This is a genomic window from Microcoleus sp. AS-A8, assembly GCA_039962225.1.
Classification (GTDB): domain Bacteria; phylum Cyanobacteriota; class Cyanobacteriia; order Cyanobacteriales; family Coleofasciculaceae; genus Allocoleopsis.
Window position 1 is genome coordinate 44,776 of sequence record JAMPKV010000002.1, and the last position, 24,882, is coordinate 69,657.

16 protein-coding genes and 1 pseudogene are annotated in these 24,882 nt (G+C 46.8%); 10 read left to right on the top strand and 7 right to left on the bottom strand.

Going from position 1 to position 24,882, the window contains the following annotated elements; genetic code table 11:
* Positions 1-147 precede the first annotated feature (147 nt).
* The 5 genes from NDI48_03430 (at position 148) to NDI48_03450 (ending at position 11,255) form a co-directional block, all read left to right on the top strand.
* Positions 148-3,084 carry a PAS domain S-box protein gene (locus tag NDI48_03430; GenBank protein MEP0830254.1) on the top strand — a complete coding sequence of 979 codons (2,937 nt, stop codon included), beginning with the start codon at positions 148-150 and terminating at the stop codon, positions 3,082-3,084.
* Positions 3,062-4,825 carry an EAL domain-containing protein gene (locus tag NDI48_03435; GenBank protein MEP0830255.1) on the top strand — a complete coding sequence of 588 codons (1,764 nt, stop codon included), beginning with the start codon at positions 3,062-3,064 and terminating at the stop codon, positions 4,823-4,825. Before NDI48_03430 ends, NDI48_03435 begins: the two co-directional genes overlap by 23 nt.
* Positions 4,826-4,847: 22 nt before the next feature.
* A complete protein-coding gene (locus NDI48_03440; protein ID MEP0830256.1) occupies positions 4,848-5,936 on the top strand; it encodes a response regulator in 1,089 nt (362 codons plus the stop codon).
* 137 nt (positions 5,937-6,073) lie between these two features.
* A complete protein-coding gene (locus tag NDI48_03445; GenBank protein ID MEP0830257.1) occupies positions 6,074-6,841 on the top strand; it encodes a YebC/PmpR family DNA-binding transcriptional regulator in 768 nt (255 codons plus the stop codon).
* A gap of 340 nt (positions 6,842-7,181) precedes the next feature.
* The gene (locus tag NDI48_03450; GenBank protein MEP0830258.1) at positions 7,182-11,255 is read left to right on the top strand and encodes a TIR domain-containing protein; all 4,074 of its coding nucleotides are present in this window, start codon (positions 7,182-7,184) and stop codon (positions 11,253-11,255) included.
* A 46-nt stretch (positions 11,256-11,301) separates the two neighbouring features.
* Here the strand turns inward: NDI48_03450 and NDI48_03455 are convergent, their stop codons facing one another.
* Positions 11,302-11,544 carry a helix-turn-helix domain-containing protein gene (locus tag NDI48_03455; GenBank protein MEP0830259.1) on the bottom strand — a complete coding sequence of 81 codons (243 nt, stop codon included), beginning with the start codon at positions 11,542-11,544 and terminating at the stop codon, positions 11,302-11,304.
* 147 nt (positions 11,545-11,691) lie between these two features.
* Here NDI48_03455 and NDI48_03460 point away from each other — a divergent pair, with 147 nt between their 5' ends.
* Positions 11,692-11,946: a hypothetical protein gene (locus tag NDI48_03460; protein ID MEP0830260.1), complete on the top strand. Its 255-nt coding sequence runs from the start codon at positions 11,692-11,694 to the stop codon at positions 11,944-11,946.
* Positions 11,947-12,200: 254 nt separating this feature from the next.
* A complete protein-coding gene (locus NDI48_03465) occupies positions 12,201-13,445 on the top strand; it encodes an FAD-dependent hydroxylase (protein MEP0830261.1) in 1,245 nt (414 codons plus the stop codon).
* A 289-nt stretch (positions 13,446-13,734) separates the two neighbouring features.
* On the opposite strand, the pseudogene NDI48_03470 reads toward NDI48_03465, so the two are convergent.
* The 5 genes and pseudogenes from NDI48_03470 to NDI48_03490 form a co-directional block, all read right to left on the bottom strand.
* A pseudogene (locus NDI48_03470) lies at positions 13,735-14,115 on the bottom strand (SPFH domain-containing protein).
* 255 nt (positions 14,116-14,370) lie between these two features.
* Entirely contained in the window at positions 14,371-15,429 is a 1,059-nt protein-coding gene (mtnA, locus tag NDI48_03475; protein MEP0830262.1) for an S-methyl-5-thioribose-1-phosphate isomerase, read from the bottom strand.
* A gap of 308 nt (positions 15,430-15,737) precedes the next feature.
* Positions 15,738-17,645, bottom strand: a complete 1,908-nt coding sequence (gene dxs, locus NDI48_03480) for a 1-deoxy-D-xylulose-5-phosphate synthase (GenBank protein MEP0830263.1) — start codon at positions 17,643-17,645, stop codon at positions 15,738-15,740.
* Positions 17,646-18,328: 683 nt separating this feature from the next.
* The gene (locus NDI48_03485; GenBank protein ID MEP0830264.1) at positions 18,329-18,538 is read right to left on the bottom strand and encodes an acetyltransferase; all 210 of its coding nucleotides are present in this window, start codon (positions 18,536-18,538) and stop codon (positions 18,329-18,331) included.
* Positions 18,539-18,683: 145 nt separating this feature from the next.
* Complete coding sequence (locus tag NDI48_03490; protein ID MEP0830265.1) at positions 18,684-18,902, bottom strand: hypothetical protein; 219 nt, start codon at positions 18,900-18,902, stop codon at positions 18,684-18,686.
* Positions 18,903-19,493: 591 nt separating this feature from the next.
* Between NDI48_03490 and NDI48_03495 the strand changes: the two genes are divergently transcribed.
* Positions 19,494-20,048 (top strand): hypothetical protein, encoded by a 555-nt coding sequence (locus NDI48_03495; protein ID MEP0830266.1) that lies wholly within the window; start codon positions 19,494-19,496, stop codon positions 20,046-20,048.
* Between the two features lie 29 nt (positions 20,049-20,077).
* Positions 20,078-22,372 carry a polysaccharide biosynthesis tyrosine autokinase gene (locus NDI48_03500; GenBank protein ID MEP0830267.1) on the top strand — a complete coding sequence of 765 codons (2,295 nt, stop codon included), beginning with the start codon at positions 20,078-20,080 and terminating at the stop codon, positions 22,370-22,372.
* A 103-nt stretch (positions 22,373-22,475) separates the two neighbouring features.
* Here the strand turns inward: NDI48_03500 and NDI48_03505 are convergent, their stop codons facing one another.
* Positions 22,476-23,285 carry a hypothetical protein gene (locus NDI48_03505; protein ID MEP0830268.1) on the bottom strand — a complete coding sequence of 270 codons (810 nt, stop codon included), beginning with the start codon at positions 23,283-23,285 and terminating at the stop codon, positions 22,476-22,478.
* A gap of 562 nt (positions 23,286-23,847) precedes the next feature.
* On the opposite strand from NDI48_03505, the gene NDI48_03510 reads away from it, so the two are divergent.
* Entirely contained in the window at positions 23,848-24,831 is a 984-nt protein-coding gene (locus tag NDI48_03510) for a polysaccharide deacetylase family protein (GenBank protein ID MEP0830269.1), read from the top strand.
* The last annotated feature ends 51 nt before the right edge of the window (positions 24,832-24,882 follow it).

Genomic DNA, 24,882 nt, shown 5'->3' on the forward strand with positions numbered 1-24,882 from the left:
GTATGGGGATTAGGCCGATAGGACAGAAATTTACGAAATTAATCCCTAATACTTCTGTTAAGTCTCCACTCTCCTTCGTGACCGATAGCCCAATCGCCTATCCCGCTTATCTTTCAGTCCTCGCTCGCTCTCCATCTGTTGCGACTTATGGCTACCTCATCTAACCCTCTACCGATCCATTCGACCCTGGAGCAGGGGGCGATTGCTTCTGATCTTGTCACCGTTCAGGCGGCAATGATTAACCAAATTGCTCAAGCGGCACTGGGGAAGCTGGTTCTCGATGACGTGCTACACTCCATCACTCAACAGCTACAAGATACTTTGTCAGTGAGTGGCTGTTTAATCGTTCAATTTGACGCTACCCCAGGTAGGGCGGTAGAGGACGAGTTCGGACAGGGTGTAGCGGCGCGATCAGTGAAGGTTGCAATAGCTCAACAAAATACTAAAGTCATTTCGGCTGAACGTCTCTCTCGTATATGCGATCAGTTTTACCAGTACTATCATTCCTGGCTGACTCAGGGAAAATCGGTCAGTTTCCCTGGCACGGGTCAACCAATCTCCGCCACGATTCAGGACGCGCTCCAGGAAAATAGTCTTTGTGGAATCTTGATTGTGCCCTTATTGCATTCCTCAACTTACCTGGGTGGAATTACCCTGTATCAGTGTGAGTATCAACGGGAATGGACTGATCAGGAAATTGCCTTTGTGCAAGCTATTGCTGATCAGTGTGCGATCGCCTTAGTCCTTACGACGCTAGTGCAGCGATCTGCAACGGAACTCACACACCGGCAAGAGAGCGAAAGAGCCTTGTACGAGAGTCAGAGACTATTACAAGCCAGTGTTGCCCGAAACCATGCCCTATTAGAAGCTATACCCGATGCCATATTTCGCGTGACGCGAGATGGCATTTATTTAGATTGGAAAGCTGCCAAACAGGATACTCTATCGGTTTCTACGACTGAAATCATTGGGCGACATTTGCATCAAGTCTTGCCGACTGAGGTGGCAGGGCTGATTTGGCATCATGTTGAGCTAGCCCTTGAAACCAATGAAACGCAACTCGTTGAGTATCATCTTTGGGTAAATGGCAAATCCCATCACTTTGAAGCTCGCATTGTTAAAAGTGGAGCTGATGAAGTTGCTGTGATTGTACAGGATATCACCGAGCGTGTAGAAGTACGAGTTGCCCTAGAACAACTCAATGATGCCTTAGAAATCCGAGTGGCAGAGCGCACAGCCGCCTTAAGGGAGGCGAACCGCATCCTTAGAGCCGAGATTATCGAGCGTTACAGGGCACAGGAGCAACTCAAGCAGAGTGAAGAACGGTTTCGCAATTTAGTCGAAACCAGCAGTGATTGGGTATGGGAAGCCGATGAAAATGCTGTTTATACCTATGCCAGCCCTAAGGTTGAGAGCTTGTTAGGTTACAAAGCTTCAGAAGTTTTAGGCAAAACGACCTTTGACTTCATGCCACCCCAAGAACGTCAGCGTGTTACTGACTTTTTTGCTCAACTTTCCGCCTCGCGCCAACCCTTCACCTGTTTGGAAAATACCAACATCCATAAGGACGGTTATCTGGTGGTTCTCGAACGCAGTGGCGTTCCGATTTTTGATGCCAAAGGTATATTTCGGGGTTATCGCGGGATTGATCGAGACATCACTAAACGCAAGGAATCAGAGAAGGAAGTCCAGTTCTTGCACTCTATTACGCGGGCAATCTTTGAGTCACGAGACTTTTATGCAGCTCTTGGTGTGGCACTCCAGAAAGTCTGTGAAGCCACAGGGTGGGATTTTGGCGAAGCTTGGGTGCCGAAAGCCGATGGGACTGTGCTGGAATGCAGTCCTGCCTGGTTCAGCAAGACCAAAAGTCTAGAGCGATTCCGCAACGCCAGCGAGTCGTTGACATTTGCCCCCGATGTGGGTTTACCAGGACGGGTCTGGGTCGCCAAAAACCCTGAGTGGCGACGTGATGTGTCAGCCGAATCCAATCAAATTTATCTGCGTGCTCAGATCGCCAAGGAAGCAGGTCTTAAAGCTGCATTGGGAATTCCCTTGCTGACCACTGATGGAGTCCTGGCGGTTCTCGTCTTTTATATGTTTGAATCCAAGGACGAAGACCAACGGTTAATTGAACTCATTGCGGCTTCAACAGAATTAGGTTTAATGATTCAACGCAAGCAAGCAGAAGGGGAAATTCGCAAAGCGTTGGAGAAGGAGAAGGAACTGAGGGAACTCAAATCTCGCTTTATCAGCATGACATCTCACGAGTTTCGGACACCTCTGACCACGATTCACTCTTCAGCTGAATTATTGGAACATTACGGCTATAAATGGACAGAGGAGAGGAAGCTTACTCATCTGTATCGCATTCAATCCTCGGTCAAATATATGACCAAGCTATTGAATGATGTTTTAATCTTGGGGAAGGCAGAAGCAGACAAAATTAAGTTACACTTAGTTCCCTTAAATTTAGAAAATTTCTGCCATAATTTGGTGGAAGAATTGCAACTCAATGACAACAGTCAGCACAAAATTATTTTTACTTGTGACTGGAGATTAGGGGCTGCTCAAGGTAAAGTAGGTCAGGGAGAAAATGAGGCCGGAGTGCATCCGGGGACGGCAGCGATGGAGAAGGCCTCAACTCAATGTCAGGAGGAGAACCACAGCCTCACTATTGGACTACATCCCGCTACGCTAACACCTCGTCAGCTCTACATGGATGAAAAGCTGTTGCGGCAAATTTTAGAGAATTTGCTGAGCAATGCCATGAAGTACTCTTCTAGCGGTAGCCGTGTTGAGTTTACACTCAGCTACTTGGAAACGCAGGTTGTTTTTCAAATTCGTGATCGCGGTATCGGAATTCCGAACGAAGATCAACAGAGATTATTTGAAACCTTCCATCGGGCAACGAATGTTGGCACCATTGCAGGGACAGGTCTGGGTCTGGCAATCGTTAAAAAGTGTGTTGATATCCACCAAGGTCAGATTGCCGTGGAGAGTGAAATCGGGGTAGGCACTATGTTTACAGTCACACTACCAATCTACAACTTGGAACCCGCTCATGAAAAAAATTCTTGTGATTGAAGACGAAGATTTCGTCCGGGAAAACATCCTAGAACTTCTCGATGTGGAAGGATTTGAGGCCATTGGCGCAGAAAATGGTCAAGTCGGACTCAATTTAGCCAAAGGCATCATTCCTGATTTGATTGTGTGCGATGTGATGATGCCTGGATTAGACGGTTACGGCGTTCTGAGAGCGATACGTCAAGACGCACTCACGGCTTCGATTCCTTTTATCTTTTTAACGGCGAAAGCGGCGAAAGCGGATTTTCGTCAGGGAATGGAATTAGGAGCTGATGATTATATTACCAAACCGTTTACGAGAGCAGAACTCTTAGGTGCGATCACCAGCCGATTGAAAAAACAAGCTACTCTCGAAACCCTCTACAACTCCGAACTCCAACAAGCCAAAGCAGAAATCAATTACTTAATTCACCATGACAGTTTGACTCACTTACCGAATCAACTGTCCTTGCGAGAGCAGTTTAAGCAGGTACAATCCCAAGATATCAGCAATGAAAAATTAGTAACCGTTCTGTCTCTCGATTTAGACCGATTTAACCAGATTAACGATAACCTGGGTCAGGCTGTAGCTGATGTATTGCTCAAAGCCGTCGCTGAACGGATCAAGACTTGTGTTGGCAGCCTAGGTATAGTGGCTCGCTTAAATACCACTCAATTTGCCATTATCCTAGCGTTCGCTCAGCAAGATGCCTGTTCTACACAGTATAAAAGAGAGGTAGGTAATCTTGCCCAAACTCTCCTGAACAGCCTCTCCCAAACCTTTGAGTTAGCGAATCAAGAACTGTTTATCACCGCTAGTATTGGCATCGCTCTTTATCCCCGTGATGGTACAGAGATTGAACAATTACTCAATCATGCCAATACAGCATTGACTCAAGCCAAGCAACATGGAGGCAATCAATATCAGTTTTACTCCACTGCCTTTAACATCGGCTCTTCGGATCGTCTTGCTTTACAAAGCAGTCTCCGACATGCCTTAGAACGCCAAGAACTCTTGCTCTACTATCAACCTCAAGTAAATTTGAAAACGGGGCAAATTGTCGGTGCAGAAGCGCTCGTGCGTTGGCAGCATCCAGATCGGGGTCTTATATCACCCGATAAGTTTATCCCGATCGCGGAAGAAACGGGGCTGATTGTACCGATTGGAGAATGGGTGTTGAAGACCGCTTGCCAGCAAACCAAAGTCTGGCAAAATGCGGGTTTTAGTCATTTACGAATAGCCGTAAACTTATCAAGCCGTCAATTCAGTCAAATTGACTTGCGCCATCAGTTAGTTGCTATCCTCATGGAAACAGGACTAGACCCTAAATATATCGAATTAGAACTCACTGAAAGCATGTTGGTACACAATACAGAGGTGGCAATCCGGAGGTTAAATGCCTTAAAGTCTCTCGGTGTGGAAATCGCCATTGATGATTTTGGCACCGGATATTCTTCTTTAAGTTACTTGCAGCAATTTCCCTTCGATATCTTAAAAATTGACCGTTGCTTCATCCAGAATATTACGGACAATCCCAACAATGCAGCCATTACTAAAGCCATTATTGAAATGGCCAAAACTCTAAATCTTAAATTGATGGCAGAGGGCGTCGAAACCGAAGCAGAACTTTCTTTTGTTTGCCAAAATCACTGTGATGGAATGCAAGGTTATTTGTTCAGTCGCCCCTTGCCTAGCCATGATTTTGAACAATTACTAAAGAAGAATAAGCGTTTACCACTCCCCATTAACTCAAGCAAGTAGAGGATTGTGAAAAGATAAAGCGATGAAGAAGATTTTGGTGATTGAGGACGAGCAATCCGTGCGAGAGAATCTCCTGGACTTGCTGGATGCTGAAGATTTCGAGGCAATTGGTGCGGCAGATGGCAAAGTAGGTGTTGAGTTAGCGAATACTCATCTGCCCGATTTGATTATTTGTGATGTGATGATGCCCGAACTGGATGGTTTTGGGGTCTTGACTGCCTTGCGCTCTTCCCCAGTTACCGAAACGATTCCCTTTATTTTTCTCACGGCAAAATCGGACAAAATGGATCTACGTCAGGGGATGTCTCTGGGTGCAGATGATTACCTGACGAAGCCATTTACTAGAACGGAATTACTGGGAGCTATTTCGGTTCGTTTTGAAAAAAAAGCCACGTTGGAGAAGCATTCTCAGAAAAAATTAGATGAGTTACGTAACAGCATTACCTTATCCCTGCCTCACGAACTACGAACTCCCTTAAATGTTATTCTTGGTCTTTCCGAACTTTTGGTAGAGGAATCGGATATTTTGGAACGCCAAGAAGTTGGGGAAATGGCGCAAGGAATTCATAAATCGGCTGAACGTTTATTAAGGCTGATTCAAAATTTTCTATTGTATGCAGAACTGGAACTCATGACTACAGATTCTGAGCAAATCCAGGCATTGCAAAACGGTCAGGTTAGTTCAGCAGCTTCAGTTATCGAAGAGATTAGTATTCGTCAAGCGCATCAGGCCGGTAGAGAAGCCGATTTACAGTTGGAATTGCAAGATTCTAGCGTTCAGATTGCCAAAGTTAGACTAGAAAAAATTATTGAAGAACTAGTTAATAATGCCTTTAAGTATTCTTTGGCAGGCACACCCGTTCGCATCTTTGCCGCTCCAATGGAGCAGATGTTTACTTTATCCGTAACCGATTGCGGCAGAGGAATGACAGCCGCGCAAATTGCTCAAGTAGGAGCGTATATGCAATTTGAGCGTAAACTTTACGAACAACAAGGTTCAGGCTTAGGACTGGCGATTGCTAAACGCCTGACTCAACTGCTAGGTGGAGAATTAACCCTGGAGAGCATACCCGAAAAACAAACCACGGTGAGAGTTGTGCTGCCGATTTGATCGGTGAGTCATCAGACACAGGGTTGAAGGTTAGAAGGTTAAGTAAATACTCCAAATTCGGTAAACTCGGAAATGTACCGTCAGACACAGGCGGAATATTTATCGTTTGCCGAGAACCTCGATTTAGTTTTGAAGCTATGGCAGGACACAGTAAATGGGCGAATATTAAGCGTCAGAAAGCGAGAGTGGATGCAGTAAAGGGGAAAACCTTTGCTAAACTCTCACGGGAGATTATTGTTGCGGCTCGCATGGGTGTTCCTGATCCGGAAGGTAATTTCCGGCTACGTACCGCTATTGACAAAGCCAAGGCGGCGGGAATCCCCAACGACAATATTGATCGGGCGATTGCTAAAGGTTCTGGACAACTGGGCAACGATAACGACAATCTGGAAGAAATTCGCTACGAAGGTTATGGCCCTAGCGGTGTCGCTATTTTAATTGAGGCGCTGACAGATAATCGCAATCGCACGGCGGCTGATTTGCGGGCGGCGTTCACGAAAAATGGGGGTAATCTCGGTGAGACTGGTTGCGTCTCCTGGATGTTTGAGCAAAAAGGCGTCGTTGTTCTGGCTGGTGCTGTGGCGGAAGAGCAGTTGTTGGAAGCGTCTTTGGAAGGGGGTGCCCAGACTTATGAGCTATCGGAGGAGGAGGACACCCCGGTAGCGGAGGTGTTTACTGAAGTCAGCAATCTGGAAATCCTGAATCAAACATTGAAGGAAAAAGGCTTGCCGGTGCGTGAGGCAGAGTTGCGTTGGATACCGAGCAATACGATAGAAGTAACTGAGCCAGATTTAGCGCGATCGCTCCTCAAGTTGATGGATGCTTTGGAAGATTTGGATGATGTGCAAAGTGTGACTGCAAACTTTGAGATGGCAGATGAGTTGATGTCGCTGACGATGGTGTAGCGGCTGGAATATACTCCATTGAAGCTGTCCTCTACGCAGTGGGTTCATCTTGGTTCCCGTCTCGATAGAGGAAAGCTTTTTGTTCTCTGAAGCTTTCACTCAAGATAGACACTTTCCCTAGCAATTTTGATATAGTCGTATAAAAAGAGAGTATTGTGTCAACCGTCTTAAGATGAATTTATTTTGCGTTTCAATTTGTGTTGAAACGCTTGAGCTTTTTTTGTGCGATATCTCAATCGGACAAAGGTGCATCCTTAACAACAATACAACCCAAGCCAATCTGTGAATCTTATACTCTCGTTCCTTTGGGGAGTACCTTTGCCAAATCGAGATCGTTTACATGAAAAATTTGTTTAATGCCTTCATCTCCTACGGGAGAGCAGATAGTAAAGCGTTTGCTACAAAACTTTATGCCCGCTTGCTGGAACAAGGGTTAAAAGTTTGGTTTGACCAAAATGATATTCCCCTTGGGGTCGATTTTCAAAACCAAATTGATGATGGCATTGAGAAGGCGCATAACTTCCTATTTATCATTGCACCACATTCGATTAATTCGCCCTATTGCGGCAAAGAAATTGAGCTAGCAATTAAGCTGAATAAACGCATTATTCCACTGTTGCACGTTGAACAAATTAATCAGGAAACTTGGCAGCAGAGATTTCCTAAAGGGACGATTCAAGAGTGGGAAGCTTATAAAGCGAAGGGATTACATTCGAGTTTTCCCAATATGCATCCAGCGATTGGGAAGATTAACTGGGTATATTTTCGAGAGGGGATAGATGATTTTGAGGCTTCTTTTACAGGCTTAATGAATCTGTTGGGCAGACATCACGATTATGTCGAGCAGCATACCCAATTTTTAGCCAAAGCCTTGGAGTGGGAGAGGTATCAAAAACAAACGAGCTATCTGTTAGTTGGGGAAGAACGACAACAAGCAGAAGCTTGGCTAAAGATACACTTTAAAGACGAGCAACCGCCTTGTATTCCTACTGATTTGCATTGCGAATACATTACCGAAAGTATCAAGAATGCGAATAACTTGATGACGCAGGTGTTTATCTCCTACGCCGAAGAGGATAGGGCGACGATGGAGAAGCTTCGCAATAGCTTGAGGCGGGAGAGTATCACAGTTTGGACGAATAAGACGGATATTCAAACGGGGGAAGCATTTGAGGAGGCGATTAAGCGGGGGATTGAACAAGCAGATAATGTGGTTTATCTGCTTTCAACGGACTCGATAAATTCAGATTTTTGTCAGCAAGAATTGGACTTAGCATTGTCACTGCACAAGCGGATTATTCCTGTGTTGGTGCAAGAAACTGAAGCAAATCAGGTGCCGATTGCGTTGCGTTCTTTGCAGTATATCGACCTCACAGACAATGTGTTGGAAGACGATTACTTGCTCGATGAAAGTCAATTGTTGAAGATTTTTCATCAGGATGCGGCTTACTACAATGAACATAAAATTCTGTTGACTAAAGCGCTGAAGTGGAAGCGACAGCATGAGAATCCCAGCATTCTGCTGCGAGGGTATAACTTGCGGAGTGCTGAAACTTGGTTAAAGGTTGCACAGAAAAGGACACAGCATCCACCCACGCCCTTACAGGAAGAATTTATTGCCGAAAGTCTGCGGCAACCGCCTGCTGAGTCTCTGGATGTGTTTGTCTCCTATTCCCGTGCTGACGCGGATTTTGCTCGAAAGCTGAATGATAGCTTACAGATTCAGGGCAAGACAACTTGGTTTGACCAAGAAAGTATTGCATCGGGAAGTGATTTTCAGCAGGAGATTTATCGCGGAATTAAAGTATGTGACAACTTTTTGTTTATTCTGTCACCGCGATCGGTGAATTCACCTTATTGTAAGGACGAGGTGGAGTATGCAGCTTCGTTAAATAAACGGTTCGTGACGTTGCTGCATCGGGAGGTAAATCCCAGCGATTTGCATCCAGAATTAGCCAAGGTACAGTGGATTGATTTTAATCAGAATGAGCGGGATTTTAATGCCAATTTCAATCAGTTGGTGAGAACGCTTGATACTGATCGGGAACACGTTCACAATCATACGAAATGGTTGCAACGAGCGATCGAATGGCAGGAGAAAGATAAAAGTGCTGATTTGCTGTTGCGGGGTAATGAATTTGCCATTGCTCAAAATTGGTTGCAGGAAGCGGAAAAACAAAAGAAGCAACCCGTCGCGACTCGATTACAAAAAGAATATATAACAGCCAGTTGGAAGGCAATTGAAGCATCCAGAAAAAGAGAAAAATGGCGGATCATTATCTTACGATCGCTACTCGGATTGGTGAGTGTTGTAGCGGGAGTTGCTGTTGTCGCAGGTGTGGAAGCTGGTAATCAGGGGAGACAAGCCAAAATAGCTCAAATAAATTCTTTGGGGCAGTATTCATTGTTATTCTCTAAATCAAATCGGCAATTCGAGGGTTTGATTGAAGCGATTAGGGCTGGAGAGCAGCTTCAACAGATTCAGAAACAAAAGATAACCGACAAGAAAACCGAGAGTATAGTTTTAAGAGCGCTTCAGGAAGCAATTTATGGAACTACGCTCAGAGAACACAATCGCTTGGTAGGACAAGGACATTTGACTGATGTCAACGCTGCGGTGTTTAGCCCTGACGGTAAGACGATTGCTTCTATTAGTGATGACAACACTATAAAACTCTGGAATCTTCAAGGTAAGTTACTCCAAACCCTCGACAAGCATACCGATCGTGTGCGGGGAACAGCGTTTAGTCCCGACGGTAAGACAATTGCTTCTGCTAGTGCTGACAAAACTATCAAACTCTGGAATATTCAAGGTCAGTTACTGAGAACTATCAATGCACATAGTGATTGGGCAAGAGACGTAGCATTCAGTCCCGATGGTAAGACGATTGTCTCTGCTAGTAGTGACAAAACTATCAAACTCTGGAGTACTCAAGGTAAACTACTGAGAACTCTCAAAGGACATGATAAGGAGGTCAGAGGCGTAGTGTTCAGCCCGGACGGTAAGACAATTGCCTCTGCTAGTGCTGACAAAACTATCAAACTCTGGAGTACTCAAGGTAAGCTACTGAGAACTCTCAAGGGACATAATGATGAGGTCATTAGCTTAGTGTTCAGCCCTGATGGTAAAACGATTGCCTCTGCTAGTGATGACAACACTATCAAACTCTGGAGTACTCAAGGTAAGTTACTGAGAACTCTCAAGGAACATACCGAATGGGTGTGGGGTGTAGCATTTAGTCCGGATGGTAAAACGATTGCCTCTGCTAGTGATGACAATACGATCAAACTCTGGAGTACTCAAGGTAAGCTACTCCAAACCCTCAAGGGACATAGTGATGGGGTCAGAGGCGTAGCATTCAGTCCCGATGGTAAGACGATTGTTTCTGCTGGTGGGGACAGCACTATTAGACTATGGAGTTCTGAAGGAAAGGTACTTCCAACTCTCAAGGGACATAAGAAGAGAGTGTGGCGCGTAGCATTCAGTCCTGATGGTAAAACGATTGCCTCTGCTAGTGATGACACAACTATCAAACTCTGGAGTACTCAAGGTAAGCTACTCCAAACCCTCAAGGGACACAAGGATAGAGTCAAAGGCTTAGCGTTGAGTCCTGACGGTAAGACGATTGCCTCTGCTAGTGATGACACAACTATCAAACTCTGGAGTCTTGAAGGTCAGCTACTGAGAACTCTGTCTAGGCATGGCGCTGCGGTATCGGGGGTAGCATTCAGTCCCGATGGTCAGACAATTGCCTCTGCTAGTAATGACAGAACTATCAAACTCTGGAGTACTCAAGGTAAACTACTGAGAACTTTCAAGGGTCATGCTGAATGGGTCAAAAACGTAGTGTTCAGTCCCGATGGTCAGACGATTGCCTCTGCTAGTAATGACAAAACTATCAAACTCTGGAGTCTTGAAGGTCAGCTACTGAAAACTTTCAAGGGTCATGTTGATACAGTGTGGGCGGTAGCATTTAGTCCAGATGGTCAGACGATTGCCTCTGCTAGTCGGGACGGCACCATCAAGCTGTGGAACACTGAGGGGAAAGCCCTGCAAACCCTCACAGGGCATGAGGCTGCGGTCATTAGCGTAGCGTTTGACCCCGACGGCAAGACGATTGCATCTGCTAGCAATGACAGCACTGTCAAACTCTGGAGCATTGAAGGGAAAGAGTGGAAAGAACAGCAAACCCTCACAGGGCATACTAAAGGAGTCAATAGCGTAGTGTTCAACCCTGTCAGCAAGATGCCTGCCTCTGCTAGTGATGACAAAACTGTAATTCTGTGGAATTTAGAAGATTTAACTCTAGCTCCACTCATGCAGGATGCTTGTGCTTGGGTGGAGGATTATTTGAAGTACAACGCCCCAGAGAACGATAAGCAGCTTTGCAACGGTATCAGCACTCACAAATAGCAGGAGTGACAGATACATCCTGGTGAGGATACGGAAGCCTTAGCCCCTACCGTTCACCATCATCAACCAAATCACCTAAATACAATTCAATAAACTTCTCGGCGGCGGCAGGATTGATTTCGTTAAGCGCTTTGACAATATCTGCAACTGTCTCAGCCGTGGGGTCTATTTGCTCATGAAACCAGCGAAAAACTTTGTTTCGCTCCACGCCTAAAGCTACTGCCAACTTATTCTGGCTGATGCCATAAGAGTTCAATGTTTGCTTGAGGGCTTGCCCTGCTCTTCCCATGCCTCTGTTCGCGCTTTGCGTCCAAAGGACATCGTGTCAGAGGAGTATGACACAGTAAATGTTACCAATATTGGTAACATCGGGTATGCTATTAGCAGTTACCAAATTTGGTAACACTGTCTTTAGCTACAAATCAGGTGAACCCCCATGACAGAAGAATTTGTCCCCGATGCCACCGAAACGCCTGCCATTCCCGTCTCCCCGTCACCCTCGTCTGAACCCACCTCAAACCGAGAACCTGTCAAAATCCTGCTCATTGGCTCTCCCAAAGGAGTCAACAACATCATTCAAACCTTGTATCGTCTCAGGTTTGCCGAGGTACGTGAGTGGAGTCCTTTGCAACCCACAACCAATCCCGGTGAAGTGGTGAGTATCCTCAAGCGCCAGCTTTCTATCAGATAAACAACAGACCTCTTCTGGATTACCCCCTCAGCCCCTTTTGACCCTCCTAGCCCTCCTTATCAAGGGAGGAATATAAGGAGCAGCTTTTATTCTTGGGGGAAGCAAGAAAACTCAGGCTCCCTCCCTTTACCAAGGGGAGGGCTGGGGAGGGGTTCTTTCCCCAACCATTAAGTAGCTCTGAGTTGCCCGCTCTAGCTGCCCGCGTCACAATAAAGAAAAGTAAATATTCCTATTGGTGACAAAATTTCGGGAAAATGGCGCTGGAACAGCTCACTCAAACCCCCCCTCTACCCCATACAAACTTCGATTATGACCTAGCGATCGCAGGTGGCGGAATCGTTGGTGCAACACTAGCCTGTGCTTTAAAAAACTCCGGGCTGAGTGTGCTGTTAATTGAAGCCCAACCTCCGTCTGTAGCTGTAGCAAGGCGACAAGCTTACGCCCTTTCTCTACTATCGGGACGCATATTGCAGGGAATTGGAGTTTGGGATAAGATACTGCCCCAAATTACAACCTATCAGCAAATTCGCCTCTCCGATGCCGATCATCCTGGTATCGTACAGTTCCATCCCAGTGATTTAGGGATGGATGATTTGGGTTATGTAGGAGAACATCGTCCCCTGCTGCAATCCTTATATGAGTTTTTGGCAGACTGTCCCAATGTTAGCTGGCTGTGTCCGGCTGAAGTGGTGAACGTTGAGTATCAACCGTCTGGCGTAGAAATCAAGGTTAGGGTAGATGGAGAGATTCGTCAGTTGCGATCGCGTTTAATTGTAGCCGCAGATGGGGCGCGATCGCACATTCGCACAGCCGCCGGGATTGGCACTCACGGCTGGAAGTACTGGCAATCTTGCGTGACAGTAAGAATTAAACCTGAAAAATCACACAATAACACAGCTTTTGAACGCTTCTGGCCTAGTGGCCCAATGGGAGTGTTACCACTACCTGATAATCGCTGCCAAGTCGTGTGGACGGCACCCCACGCGGAAGCACAAGCTTTAAAAGAGTTGGATGAAAAAGAGTTTCTAGCCTTACTGGAACACCGCACGGGAGGGCTGTTGGGGCATTTGGAATTAGATAGCGATCGCCTCCTGTTTCCGGTACAGTTGATGCAGAGCGATCGCTACACCCAATCCCGACTTGCACTCATTGGTGATGCGGCTCATTGTTGTCATCCCGTCGGCGGACAAGGAATGAACCTCGGTATCCGAGATGCTGCGGCTTTAGCCCAAGTGCTACACGACGCTCATCAGCGGGGTGAAGATATTGGAGACATTCGGATATTAAAGCGCTACGAACGTTGGCGGAAAACAGAAAACCTGGTAATTTTAGGATTTACTGATTTTTTGGATCGCTTATTTTCCAATCGCTGGTTGCCCGTGGTAGCGGTTCGGCGGCTGGGTTTATGGGGGCTGCGAACGGTTCAACCGTTGAAGGTTCTAGCTTTGCGGTTGATGACCGGTCTATTGGGACGCCATCCCCAGGTGGCTCAACACTAACGATGCCATTGGGCTGGAACGGAATCGCGGGTGCGGCTTGATTACTCTGATGAAGCCCACTAGTAATTTGCTGGGTTAAGGACATTAAATCCGACGGCATCATAATCACCGTCGTGGTGTTATTTTCTGCCCCAATTTCGGTGAGCATTTGCAGACGCCGCAATTCTAAGACAGCGGGGTTTTGCACAATCAGCTTAGAGGCTTCGGCTAACTTAATTGAAGCTTCCTGCTCTGCGGCGGCTTTAATAAGACGAGCACGCTTTTCCCGAATAGCTTCGGCTTCCTTCGCCATCGCCCGTTGCATACTGGTAGGAATTTCCACATCTTTCATTTCCACCCGCTCAATTACAACGCCCCAAGGTTCAGTGATTTCATCAACGATTTCTTGAACTTTGGTGTTAATTTTGTCGCGGTTTTGCAGAACATCATCTAGGATATTTTGACCGACGACATTTCGTAAGGTTGTTAAAGCGGCTTGATAAACGGCTAATTGGTAATTCTCAACCTTCGTGATCGCCTTAGAAGGGTCAATAATGCGATAGTAGAGAACAGCATTGACTTTAATGGTGACACTGTCAGCCGTCACCGTTTCTTGGGGTTCAATACTGACTGTTTTGGTGCGGACATCGACTTGAGCTTTTTGGTCAAACACAGGAATAACCCAGTACATTCCCGGTCCCTTAACGCCACTTAAGCGACCCAATCGAAAGATAACACCTCGCTCGTATTCCCGGTCGATTTTGAGTCCGGCAGCGCCCAGAATGATTAAAGCAGCGACGGTACCTACAAGAGCTTCCATATCTTGCTCAACCCAATCTTGGATAACTCTATTCTAGGCATCTAAGAAGATGGGTTGCGATCGCCAAGCGCACTGAAGCGTCTATCCCCGACTTCTTAAAGAAGCCGGGGAGCTAAATCTATTCAATTAAGCGGGCTGCATGACTTGTAAGTTTTGCAACTCACTCGGCGTAACCACACCCTTTTCGGTAATAATTCCCGTGATTAACTTAGCCGGAGTAACATCAAAAGCCGGGTTATAAAACTCGACTCCAGGGGGGCAAACTAACGTCTCGCCAATTTGATAAATCTCCGAAGGATGGCGCTCTTCAATCGGAATTTCCATTCCATTGGATAATTCAAAATCTACGGTAGAGAGGGGAGCTGCTACATAGAAGGGGATATTATGAGCTTTGGCAACGATCGCTAAACTGTAAGTCCCGATTTTGTTAGCCGTATCCCCATTCGCCGCAATCCGATCTGCACCCACAACAACAGCATCAATCATTCCCCGGTTCATGCAATGAGCTGCCATGTTATCGGTAATCACGGTAACGGGTATCCCTTCATGGACACATTCCCAGGAGGTGAGCTTTGCCCCTTGCTGACGAGGACGGGTTTCTGAAGCATAGACTCTTGCTAAGCGTCCTTCCCGCCATGCCGATCGTACCACACCCAATGCTGTACCATATCCAGCCGTAGCTAGCGCTCCAGTATTACAGTAGGTGAGAAGACATAACTGCTGCGGGTTCTTGGGCAACACTTCCAAACCGCGATCGCCAATCATCTGACAAGTTTGTAAGTCTTCCAACTGAATCGCTTGAGCCGTTTTCAGCAACGAAGCTTTTAGGTGTTCCACTGAGCCAATTGTCTCATAGGCCGTTTTGAGCATTCGTGCGATCGCCCAAAACAAATTCACAGCAGTGGGGCGAGTTAAGCGCAACACCTGAGCCACGTCTTCTAGCTGACTTAAGAAAGCTTCGCGCTCTTGTGTCTGAATTTCCCGTGCGCCCAAATACATGCCGTAGGCGGCTGCCACACCAATGGCAGGAGCTCCCCGGACAATCATGGTTTTAATGGCTTCTGCCATATCCTCATAGCGACTGATTTCCACAATCGCGTACTTGGCTGGCAATCGGGTTTGGTCAATCAGTAAAACATGGTCTTCGTGCCAGATTACTGGGTACACGGGGCTTTTAGACATCATCACAAAGTATAAGGTTTTATATGGATGGAACCCACTCTATGAATACTGTATTCTTTATCTTTTAGGTTTGCAGGATTCGTTAACCCCTTTTATTGTTGATTTCCTCTCATTCTCTTCTCGGCGAAGTCTGTGCCTGGAGTGGTTTGTTGCCTCAAATCTAAAAGGGAAGGGGGCTAATCTCAAAGCCTCTCTTCTAGGAGAGATTTTAAAACTGTACCGTACACAACTGAGGACCTCTATAGCTAATAGAGGCGCGATGTATCGCGCCTCTACAAAACTTACCAACAGTTTCTAGACTCAGTGATGAACTACTGACTCATCGCTGCCATCTGGGGAATGAAGGTATTCCGCACACGTTCCGCAATTTGTGATGGTGTCAGCCCCAATTCTGCCTTCGATTCCTCCGGTTTGGCGTGCTCGACTAAGAGATCGGGAACACCCAGCCGCATGACGGGCACTACAACATTATGATCCAGCAACGTTTCGGCTAAACCCGAACCAAAGCCGCCCATGATACAACCTTCTTCTAAAGTCACCACTCGACCAATCCGCTGTGCTAAGGGCAGAATTAATTCGGTATCCAGAGGCTTGGCAAAACGGGCATTAATTACCGTGGCTTCAATCCCATGTTCGCTCAAAATTTCGGCGGTTTGCATCGCGGTATGAACCATCGCCCCATAACCCACGATCAACACATCATCCCCGTTCCGCAAGATTTCTCCCTTGCCAATGGGTAGCGCTTCCCATCCTTCCTCCATCAGGGGAACACCATAGCCATTGCCACGAGGGAAACGCATGGCGATGGGGCCATCTGTGTAGTTGACACCCGTGACGAGCATTCGCTGGAGTTCAGCTTCGTCTTTGGGTGCCATCAACACCATGTTGGGCAAGCAGCGCAGGTAGGCGATGTCGTACATACCTTGATGGGTGGGACCATCCGCACCGACAATTCCTGCCCGATCCAAGCAGAAGAAGACGGGGAGGTTTTGGATACACACGTCGTGAACGATTTGGTCGTAGGCGCGTTGCAGGAAGGTGGAATAGATAGCGACAATGGGGCGTATGCCTTCACAAGCCAAACCTGCCGCCAGTGTAACGGCGTGCTGTTCGGCAATACCTACATCAATGTATTGTTTGGGGAGTTTGGCATGGAGTTTGTCTAAACCCGTGCCTGTTGCCATTGCTGCCGTAATGCCGACAATCTTGGGATTGTTTTCGGCAAGCTTGACGAGGGTGTGGGCAAAAACTTTGGAGTAGCTAGGAGGCTTAGGTGAATTGGCAGGGATGGCTTTGCCGGTGGCGAGGTCGAAGGGACTTTGGGCATGGTAGCCGACTTGGTCTTTTTCTGCGATCGCATATCCTTTGCCTTTTACGGTTGCCACATGCACCAGTACGGGGCCATTGTGGCTGTGTGCGGCCTTGAAGGTAGAAATCAAATCTTCCAGATTGTGACCATCCACGGGTCCCATATAGGTAAAGCCGAGTTCCTCAATTACCGCCCCCACCTTCGGTACCGCCAGACGCTTCATTCCTTCCTTGACGCGTGCCAACTCTGGGGACAATGATTCGCCGACAAAGGGCAGATGCTTAAACTGCTCTTCCAAATTGTCCGTCAGGAACTGTATTTGTGGGCTTAAGCGCACCTTATTCAGGTAGCGGGAAATCGCCCCGACGTTGGGGGAAATCGACATTTCATTGTCGTTGAGAACCACCAAAACATTGGTGTTGGGCATATGTCCAGCATGGTTAATCGCTTCGAGTGCCATACCTCCTGTTAGGGCACCATCACCAATCACAGCTACGACTTTGAAGTTCTCACCCTTGATGTCTCGCGCCATCGCCATTCCCAGCGCCGCAGAAATACTGGTAGAGGCATGGCCCGCACCGAAGTGATCGAATTTATTCTCGCAACGCTTCAAGTAACCGGCTACCCCATCCTTTTGCCGCAGGGTATGGAAGTTGTGGTACCGCCCTGTGAGCATTTTGTGGGGGTAGGCTTGGTGTCCAACATCCCAGAGTACCTTATCGTTCTCTAAGTCCAACGTTTGATACAGAGCAATGGTGAGTTCCACAACCCCTAACCCTGGGCCCAAGTGACCGCCAGTTGCTGCTACTGTTTGCAGATGCTTCTCGCGAATTTGGCGAGCAATTTGCTCTAGTTGACGAATCGACAGGCCGTGCAACTGGTTGGGATGAGTAATTTCACTTATATGCATACTGAGGTACTTTTTGAGTTGCTATTGGAGTTTTTTATCCGTTTTCCACTCTAAAGTATCTAATAGTTTGGCTAACAAGCGTCAAGCTTATTTTCTCGTTGATTTAGGTTTCCTTGCCTCCTTGGCCTTGTCTTTGAGATTCTGGTTACAATGCAAAGAAGTCTCCCTGTCCCCAGAGAGGCTCTGTTCAAGAGTATCAATTAAACCTTCTAACTACATTTTACCTTTTTGCATCACTTCCTGAAGGTGTTGGCGCACTTCTTGAGCTTGCTGCATGTCCTGCTGCTGTAACTTCTTGAATAGAGCAACCCAGGGTTGAGAACCTATGGATTCTGCATCTTCCATATACTTAATCGTATGCCTTAAGTGCTTCCGACTTGCTTTGCAACACGGTGAGCAAATCGTACTCAAGGTTACTGATGGCTTGTGAATTTCCGTTCGTTGCCATTAAAATTCCTCCAATCTAGTTATATAAACCACCTAAGATTGAGTAGTTCTCCCCTGTCTTTCATCTATCTAAAAGAAGAGGAAAACTCAAACGATGGAGGATTTTATCAGCGTCAAAAAATAAATTATTTAACCAAAAATGATCAACTTTATCATTACCGAATGGCGCGGCTACATAGTGGGCATAGCCAACGCCTTGCTTTAGTACAACCGCTTAAACTCTTTCAAGTTTAGCTTTACTCTTTGGGATAGTTGACATCCCTCCAACAGAGCGGTAAATCCTCCCCAGAGGGGAATTTTAATTGTGCTTTATCAAACGTTTCAGGATTCTGCTCTTCTTGTCCAGCTTGAGTTTGTCCAGAAATACTATTTTTATTGGGGTCAATCAAAGCTTGCATGTCAAGAATTTCGACAAGAGTTCCGTCAGTTTTATCTTTGAGAAACATAGGATTTTCCTCCTTGGGTGAGTTGAGATGCCACAAAAGTTAATGGGCTGTTTTTTTAGATTATCGAGATTAGATCATCGAGATTTTAGGAAGTAGCCTGAAATTCCCAAAACCATTACCTTTCCTGACCTGAGAATAAAGAGGATTATTGACCTGATGACTCAACAAGTTTTTTGAGACGCAGGTAAGCTTCCTCTGGCGTATAAGGATCGGTTTTCTTTTCATCAGGAATATAAAATTGCTGGCTATCCGAGAAATAACGCACAACAAAACTCGGAATTAGCCCTAAATCCATTGCTCGTTTACCCAGTTTTACGGCTGTTTCTGATAGAGTAAATTCATCATGAAATGGAGGCTTATCCATTTTTGTTATCTCCCGAAAAGTCAGTAATTATATTCCTAATTAAACATCTCGGTTGAGAATTATGGCTCGACATTGAACGGCAAAAAAGAAAATTTCCGCCGAAGGTGAGGTCTATAGTCTTGCAGGGAGAATCGAACTGAGCAAATAATGCCTCACTGGAGGTTACACACTCTGAGCTATTTACCCAATAAAGCTATGAAAACCTCTTCCCCGTCTCCAGTCCCCAGTTTTAATTAAAATTGGGTCTTTGCCTGATTTTTGAGCCTCAACCGGATTAGGAAAGCGATCGCATTGTAGTCCTGATTGCTTTTCTTAAACCTCTATCTAGAGACATTCGTTTGCCAACCCCTTCCATAAAACGGATGCTCAGGAGCGCAAAAGGCGTAAATTCAAGAGTCTATACAAGCTAGCTCTACTCAAAAAAACTCTTGTACGAAAATCCCCCTTAGCGAACATCTCTCTAAAGTTACGTTCTCCAGTTGGGCGGGACTGTCCAATTGGGAGGAATTTCGAGAGTTTTTGAGAAGATTTTGAGCCAAATCCGTACAATAGATCAATTAAACCAATCACACTTAGGTTGATGTGGGGTGTATGTCTACCAAGTTCTTCAAAGCAATAAGTCCGCCTATGGCGGGTATGACCTTATTGGCTTTGATGGATGCATCTTGGTCTTCCTTGGCTATTACTCAGTTGCCCACCTTAGCTCCAAAGCAACTCCAGCAAGCTCTTGTGAGTAACTCTACCCCATTCCAGACCGCTGACATTTTAGGCGGAGGCGATCGCACTCAAGATTTAAGCTTACGCGATGGAGATACCATCTTTATCCCCAGCGTAACCGCCGTGAATCTTACCCAAACCCTTCAATTATCAACCGTCAGCTTTGCTGCTGCTCCCAATCGAGTACGCCGGACAAATGTCGAACTGATTGGTCTTAACCCGAATGGGGCAATTTCTAGGGAGAACGTATCCGTTGATTTCGCCCAAGGGGCGAATACTGGCAATAATCCCATCCTGTACGATAACGATATAGTTGTGGTAAGCCGCTCTAATACTGCCAGGGTTGCGGATGCTGTGAATTTATATTTAAGTCCTGGTGCTGGGATTATTACCTTGTTTTCGATCCTAGGAATTACAGAATTAGAGTAAGCCTTTGTTGCCAGGGATATGAAAAAAGTATGGACGCCGAAAACGATTATCAAAGGTTTTCACAAAAGCCTGGGGGAAACTTACCGGAGCCTTGGTCTCGCAGCGATGTCCAAGAGCTGGAACCGGAGGATGGCAATACCCTGGATTTAGCTTGGCTGTTCGCTGTGGTGCGTCGCAGAGCTCCAATCATGGCAGCAGCAGCAATCGCCTTGGGGGGAATGGCTGGCGGCTATATCATTTGGCAGGCCAAAAAAACTCCCCCCACCTATAGAGGAGCTTTTAGTGTGCTGGTCGAACCGATCACGGCGGAAGGTAGGCTGGCGAAATTATCCTTATCGGCTCAAACCGGTGCCAATACGGGTGTGGCAGAAGCCTCTCGCGTGGGAATCGAAAACTCTGATTTGATGGATTATGAAACTCAAATCCGGGTGTTGAGAAGTCCCAAATTGATGGAACCCGTCATCAAAGAGTTGCAAGTTCGATATCCCGATATTTCTTACAACTCACTCATGGAGCAACTGGAAATTTCCCGCGTCAGTTATGAAAAAGATGGGAAACAGCAAGGCACCAAAATTTTAAACATTAGTTATCACGATCAAGATGGAAATAAAATTAAATATGTTTTAGAACAACTGGCAAAAACGTATTTAAATTATAGTGTTGATGAGCGTGTAAACAGCTTACGCCAAGGCGTACAGTATATTGATGATCAATTGCCGAGTCTCCAGAAGCGAGTGGATAACCTCCAAGCACAACTGCAAAAACTTCGGCAGCAATACACACTCAATGAGCCAGAATCAACGGGGAAATCCCTGACTGAACAAGCGCAATATCTGAAGTCACAGCGTGTGGATCTGCAAGCCCAACTGGCGCAGGCGAAAGTGACTCTTGCTACTCGACAAAGACAGCTCAGTGAAGGTGATACGACTTCCGTTCTGACCAGTGAAACCAATCAGGTTGGTGCTTACGAGAGACTGATCGGGGAGCTGCAAAAGGTTGAAGCGGACATGGCACTTCAGTCCGCTCGGTTTCGAGAAGATAGTCCATCGATTCGAGATTTACGGGAAAAGCAGCGAAATTTACGAACACTCTTGGCTCAAGAAGCGAAAAAAAGTCTCGATAATGTGGCGAGTCGCATCCGGGAATTAGAGGCTCGCGATCGCTCTCTAGCCGAAGCGGAAAGCCAAATTAATGAAAAAATTAGAGTTTTTCCTGCGGTTATCCGTCAGTACACCGATCTCCAGCGGGAATTACAAGTCGCTACAGATAGCCTCAAGCAATTTTTAGAGAAGCGGGAAACCTTACAGTTAGATGCATCCCAACGGAAAACCCCTTGGCAAATTATTGCTGCACCCGAACTACCCCGTAACAGAAACGGACAATTGATCCCAGCTTCGGCGAGGAAAACCAAGCGGCAATTAGCGATCGCCGGTGTTTTAAGTTTGCTCATGGGAATCGGCATCGGTTTCATTGTCGAAATTCTGCATACGGTATTTCATACCCCTGACGAAATCAAAGCTGCAACCCGACTGCGATTGTTGGGGGTGATTCCCTTTGCCAGAAAGCTCAAAAAACTGGATCGAAATACCCCAAAACTCGCTCCAGCGTTTATGGAGGAAGTCAGTTCCCATGCCTTGCTTCCTTTTGCAGCATCGGCTCACGATGAGCGTTCTGCCGCCTTTCTAGAGGCATTCCGCTCCTTCTATACCAATATCCGTCTCCTCAGCGCCCGTAAACCGATTCACTCCTTAGTGATTGGTTCCGCTGTTCCGGGCGATGGTAAGTCTACCGTAGCAATCCACCTGGCACAAACCGCCGCTTCCATTGGACAGCGCGTTTTGCTCGTCGATGCCGACCTGCGTCGTCCTCAACTCCATCTCCGCTTAGGGTTGCCGAACGAACAGGGACTCAGTGATGTGATCACCACAGACTTGAGTTTGAATGATGCGATTGTGCGCTCCTCTGTGGAGGAAAATTTGTTTGTCCTCACGGCCGGTCATCCTACCTCCGACTCGATCAAACTGCTTTCCTCCGCCAAGATGCAATATCTCATGGAGCAATTTCAAGCCTTTTTCGATTTGGTGATTTATGACACCCCTCCCCTGCTGGGTCTAGCCGACGGCAACATTTTAGCCGCCAATACAGATGGTATTGTTCTGGTGGTTGGACTCCAGAAAACAGACCGTTCTTTACTCACCAAGTCCTTAGATGGCTTAAAGATCTCCGGTGCTTCGGTTCTGGGCGTTGTTGCCAACGGCATCAAGGGGTATATGCCGGACTCCTACATGTCCTATCACCGACAATATCAAACGATCGAGCGGTAGTAGCAGGCGTCTACTCTTGGCTCGATCGCTTCTTCCTGTGGCAGCGCCGCTGTTTTCGCGGTGTCCCACAAGGTCTTTTACCATCCAAACTCTCGACCGCTGATCATCTCACCCCAGTGTTGGGTGAGGCATTCGGTTTTTGACTGGGTGGGGTAAACCTGATCCGAGAGGTTTCCCCAGGCGCAGGAGTGGTGTTGGCGGAGAACTGTTCTATGCGCTGATCTAACTTCCGTGCCAAATCGCCTACCCCGACCAGTGGCTGTTCTCCAGTGGCGTACATAATGCCCGTCAATGCTCCCGTGGCGTTGCGACGGAAGGCTGCTAAATCAAGCCGTAGGGGTTGACCTTGCATCTCTATCCCCAACGTCATCCCTGTTGAAGCATTTGCCAAGTTATTCAGGTCAGGAATCGGACGATATTCTGTAACCTTGATTTCTCCAAAGGATTTTAGCTTCTCCTGCAACACACTCAAGGTTTGTTGTTGAACATCTGGCTGCTTGACCTTGTCGAGACTGGCATCAAAGCTGGTCTGTTCAGATTGATTGGGAAGCTTGCCTGTAAATCCCAAAACAATTTGGAAATTTTTAGGATTAACGAAGGCAAAAAAGTTTTCCGGCTTCATGTTACCTTGTCCCAGCTCTTGTTTGAGCATCTCTAACCGGGAGGCCAGCATTGTGGCTAATTCTGGAGGAAGTTCTGTGAATCCAGGCGGTAAATCTTCAAGAGTCAGAGTGGCTGGTGTGGGTGCCAATTGCTCAGCTGCCATCAGAAGAACCGTTTTTACGGTACCGTGCTTGGCGGTCAGAGGTGGCTGTGATAAAGTCTGTGCTGTAGTGATCGCGGCTTGGGCAGGAACCCCAGCAACGATGACGCCAGCCAACAGGCATAAGCTTACGGAGATTCTCTTTGCCATGTCAGTTAAGAAACAAGCTTTTTGGGTCTTAGGCTATTCGCTCATCCTACTACTGTCTTCTTCGGTGTGACCACGTATAAAATAGGACAAATGTTTTAAAATCTTGCTGGACGATACATTGACCACTCCCAGGTTGGCAAACTAGATGTTCGATGTAGCAAAAGCACACTGCTTTTCATCAGGGAACCATCAGGCTGAGGTTTCACGATCCCAGCGTTTACTCCGTAACAGCTTCAAGCTAAAGTGCATAGGGTTGGAACTCAAGGGTGTTTGTAAAAAACACACACACAGCCCGGACGAGTGGCGATTGCGCCAGTAACTTGCAACAGGATCATCAGCCTTAGAACGAATTCCGATGTCACGTTCAGTCATGGCCTGCTCGTGTACCTTGATATAAAAATGTTTGCCTCCAGCATTTGAGGGGCAGTGGTCGAAACAGAGATTTGCCGTAAAACAGCTTCTCCTCTGTTGGGAGTCATCCTTAACCCCTGCCCATCAAAGCGCCGAGGAATAACAATTGTGACTTGCCGCCTTTGTGTATGAGGAGTGAAGGAGAATTAACGTGGCAGACCGTCACCTATCTATTGGACAGCACAGCCTCTCGCGGGTTGTCTTTGTCGCTGCTCTGACTTTTCTATCGGGCTGTACTTTGCCAGCCGCTCGCTCTGCTAGTCCGAGACATCTTTTGCTGGACATGACACCGAGTCTAAATCGCAAATCCAGCTCACACCCTTCGGAAGAAAAAGTTTTAGTTGCCCAATCTAATCAAGCTTACAAAAAAGTTGTTGCTAAATTAGCCCACCAACAAAAAATAGCACGGCTCAACAAACCGCTCCCAGCTCAGTTCCAAGGGAAAACCTTTAAAAATGTCAAGATAAAGAACCCGATTAAAACCGTTGCTCAAGGAGCATCAGATAAGCGGATTGGGCAAAGTGCAGTGGGAAAACCCATCGCTCTCACCTTTGACGATGGACCCTGGCCTAATACGACAGGACAGGTACTTGATTTCCTTAAGAAAAACAACGTTAAAGCGACTTTTTTTGTAGTAGGAAGACAGGTGCAACACTATCCGCAGATAACTAAGCGGATAGTGACTGAGGGTCACGCGATTGCTAACCATACCTGGAGCCATCAGTATCATCGGTATAACCCAGCGGGTGCGGCTAGTGAAATTGATAAAACAACCGAGTTAGTTTACAAACTCACCGGTGTTAAAACCAATCTTTTCAGGCCGCCGGGTGGCATTTTGAACAATGGGTTAGCTGCCTACGCTCAGCAGAAAAAGTATGGGGTCGTGATGTGGTCGGCGGATTCCCTAGACTGGCGCTATAACAGTCCCCAGATTCTGCGCGACCGCATACTCAGGGAAGCCTCAGCCGGTGGGATCGTCTTGATGCACGACGGGGGCGGCAATCGCGCCAAAACAGTTCAAGCTTTACCGCTAGTGGTTGCTGAATTAAAAAAGCGCGGCTACAAATTTGTAACCGTGCCAGAACTGATGGAAATGCAAGAAAAGAATCAAGAAGTCATGGCGAGCAAGGGTTAGGTTTCAAAGGGTTGAAGGTTCCGAAGACAGCCTGCAACCCCCGAACCACCT

Coding starts and splice junctions, on each gene's coding strand:
- NDI48_03430 (MEP0830254.1), top strand. CDS start 148: ATGGCTACCTCATCTAACCCTCTACCGATCCATTCGACCCTGGAGCAG.
- NDI48_03435 (MEP0830255.1), top strand. CDS start 3,062: ATGAAAAAAATTCTTGTGATTGAAGACGAAGATTTCGTCCGGGAAAAC.
- NDI48_03440 (MEP0830256.1), top strand. CDS start 4,848: ATGAAGAAGATTTTGGTGATTGAGGACGAGCAATCCGTGCGAGAGAAT.
- NDI48_03445 (MEP0830257.1), top strand. CDS start 6,074: ATGGCAGGACACAGTAAATGGGCGAATATTAAGCGTCAGAAAGCGAGA.
- NDI48_03450 (MEP0830258.1), top strand. CDS start 7,182: ATGAAAAATTTGTTTAATGCCTTCATCTCCTACGGGAGAGCAGATAGT.
- NDI48_03455 (MEP0830259.1), bottom strand. CDS start 11,544: ATGGGAAGAGCAGGGCAAGCCCTCAAGCAAACATTGAACTCTTATGGC.
- NDI48_03460 (MEP0830260.1), top strand. CDS start 11,692: ATGACAGAAGAATTTGTCCCCGATGCCACCGAAACGCCTGCCATTCCC.
- NDI48_03465 (MEP0830261.1), top strand. CDS start 12,201: ATGGCGCTGGAACAGCTCACTCAAACCCCCCCTCTACCCCATACAAAC.
- mtnA (MEP0830262.1), bottom strand. CDS start 15,429: ATGATGTCTAAAAGCCCCGTGTACCCAGTAATCTGGCACGAAGACCAT.
- dxs (MEP0830263.1), bottom strand. CDS start 17,645: ATGCATATAAGTGAAATTACTCATCCCAACCAGTTGCACGGCCTGTCG.
- NDI48_03485 (MEP0830264.1), bottom strand. CDS start 18,538: ATGTTTCTCAAAGATAAAACTGACGGAACTCTTGTCGAAATTCTTGAC.
- NDI48_03490 (MEP0830265.1), bottom strand. CDS start 18,902: ATGGATAAGCCTCCATTTCATGATGAATTTACTCTATCAGAAACAGCC.
- NDI48_03495 (MEP0830266.1), top strand. CDS start 19,494: ATGTCTACCAAGTTCTTCAAAGCAATAAGTCCGCCTATGGCGGGTATG.
- NDI48_03500 (MEP0830267.1), top strand. CDS start 20,078: ATGGACGCCGAAAACGATTATCAAAGGTTTTCACAAAAGCCTGGGGGA.
- NDI48_03505 (MEP0830268.1), bottom strand. CDS start 23,285: ATGGCAAAGAGAATCTCCGTAAGCTTATGCCTGTTGGCTGGCGTCATC.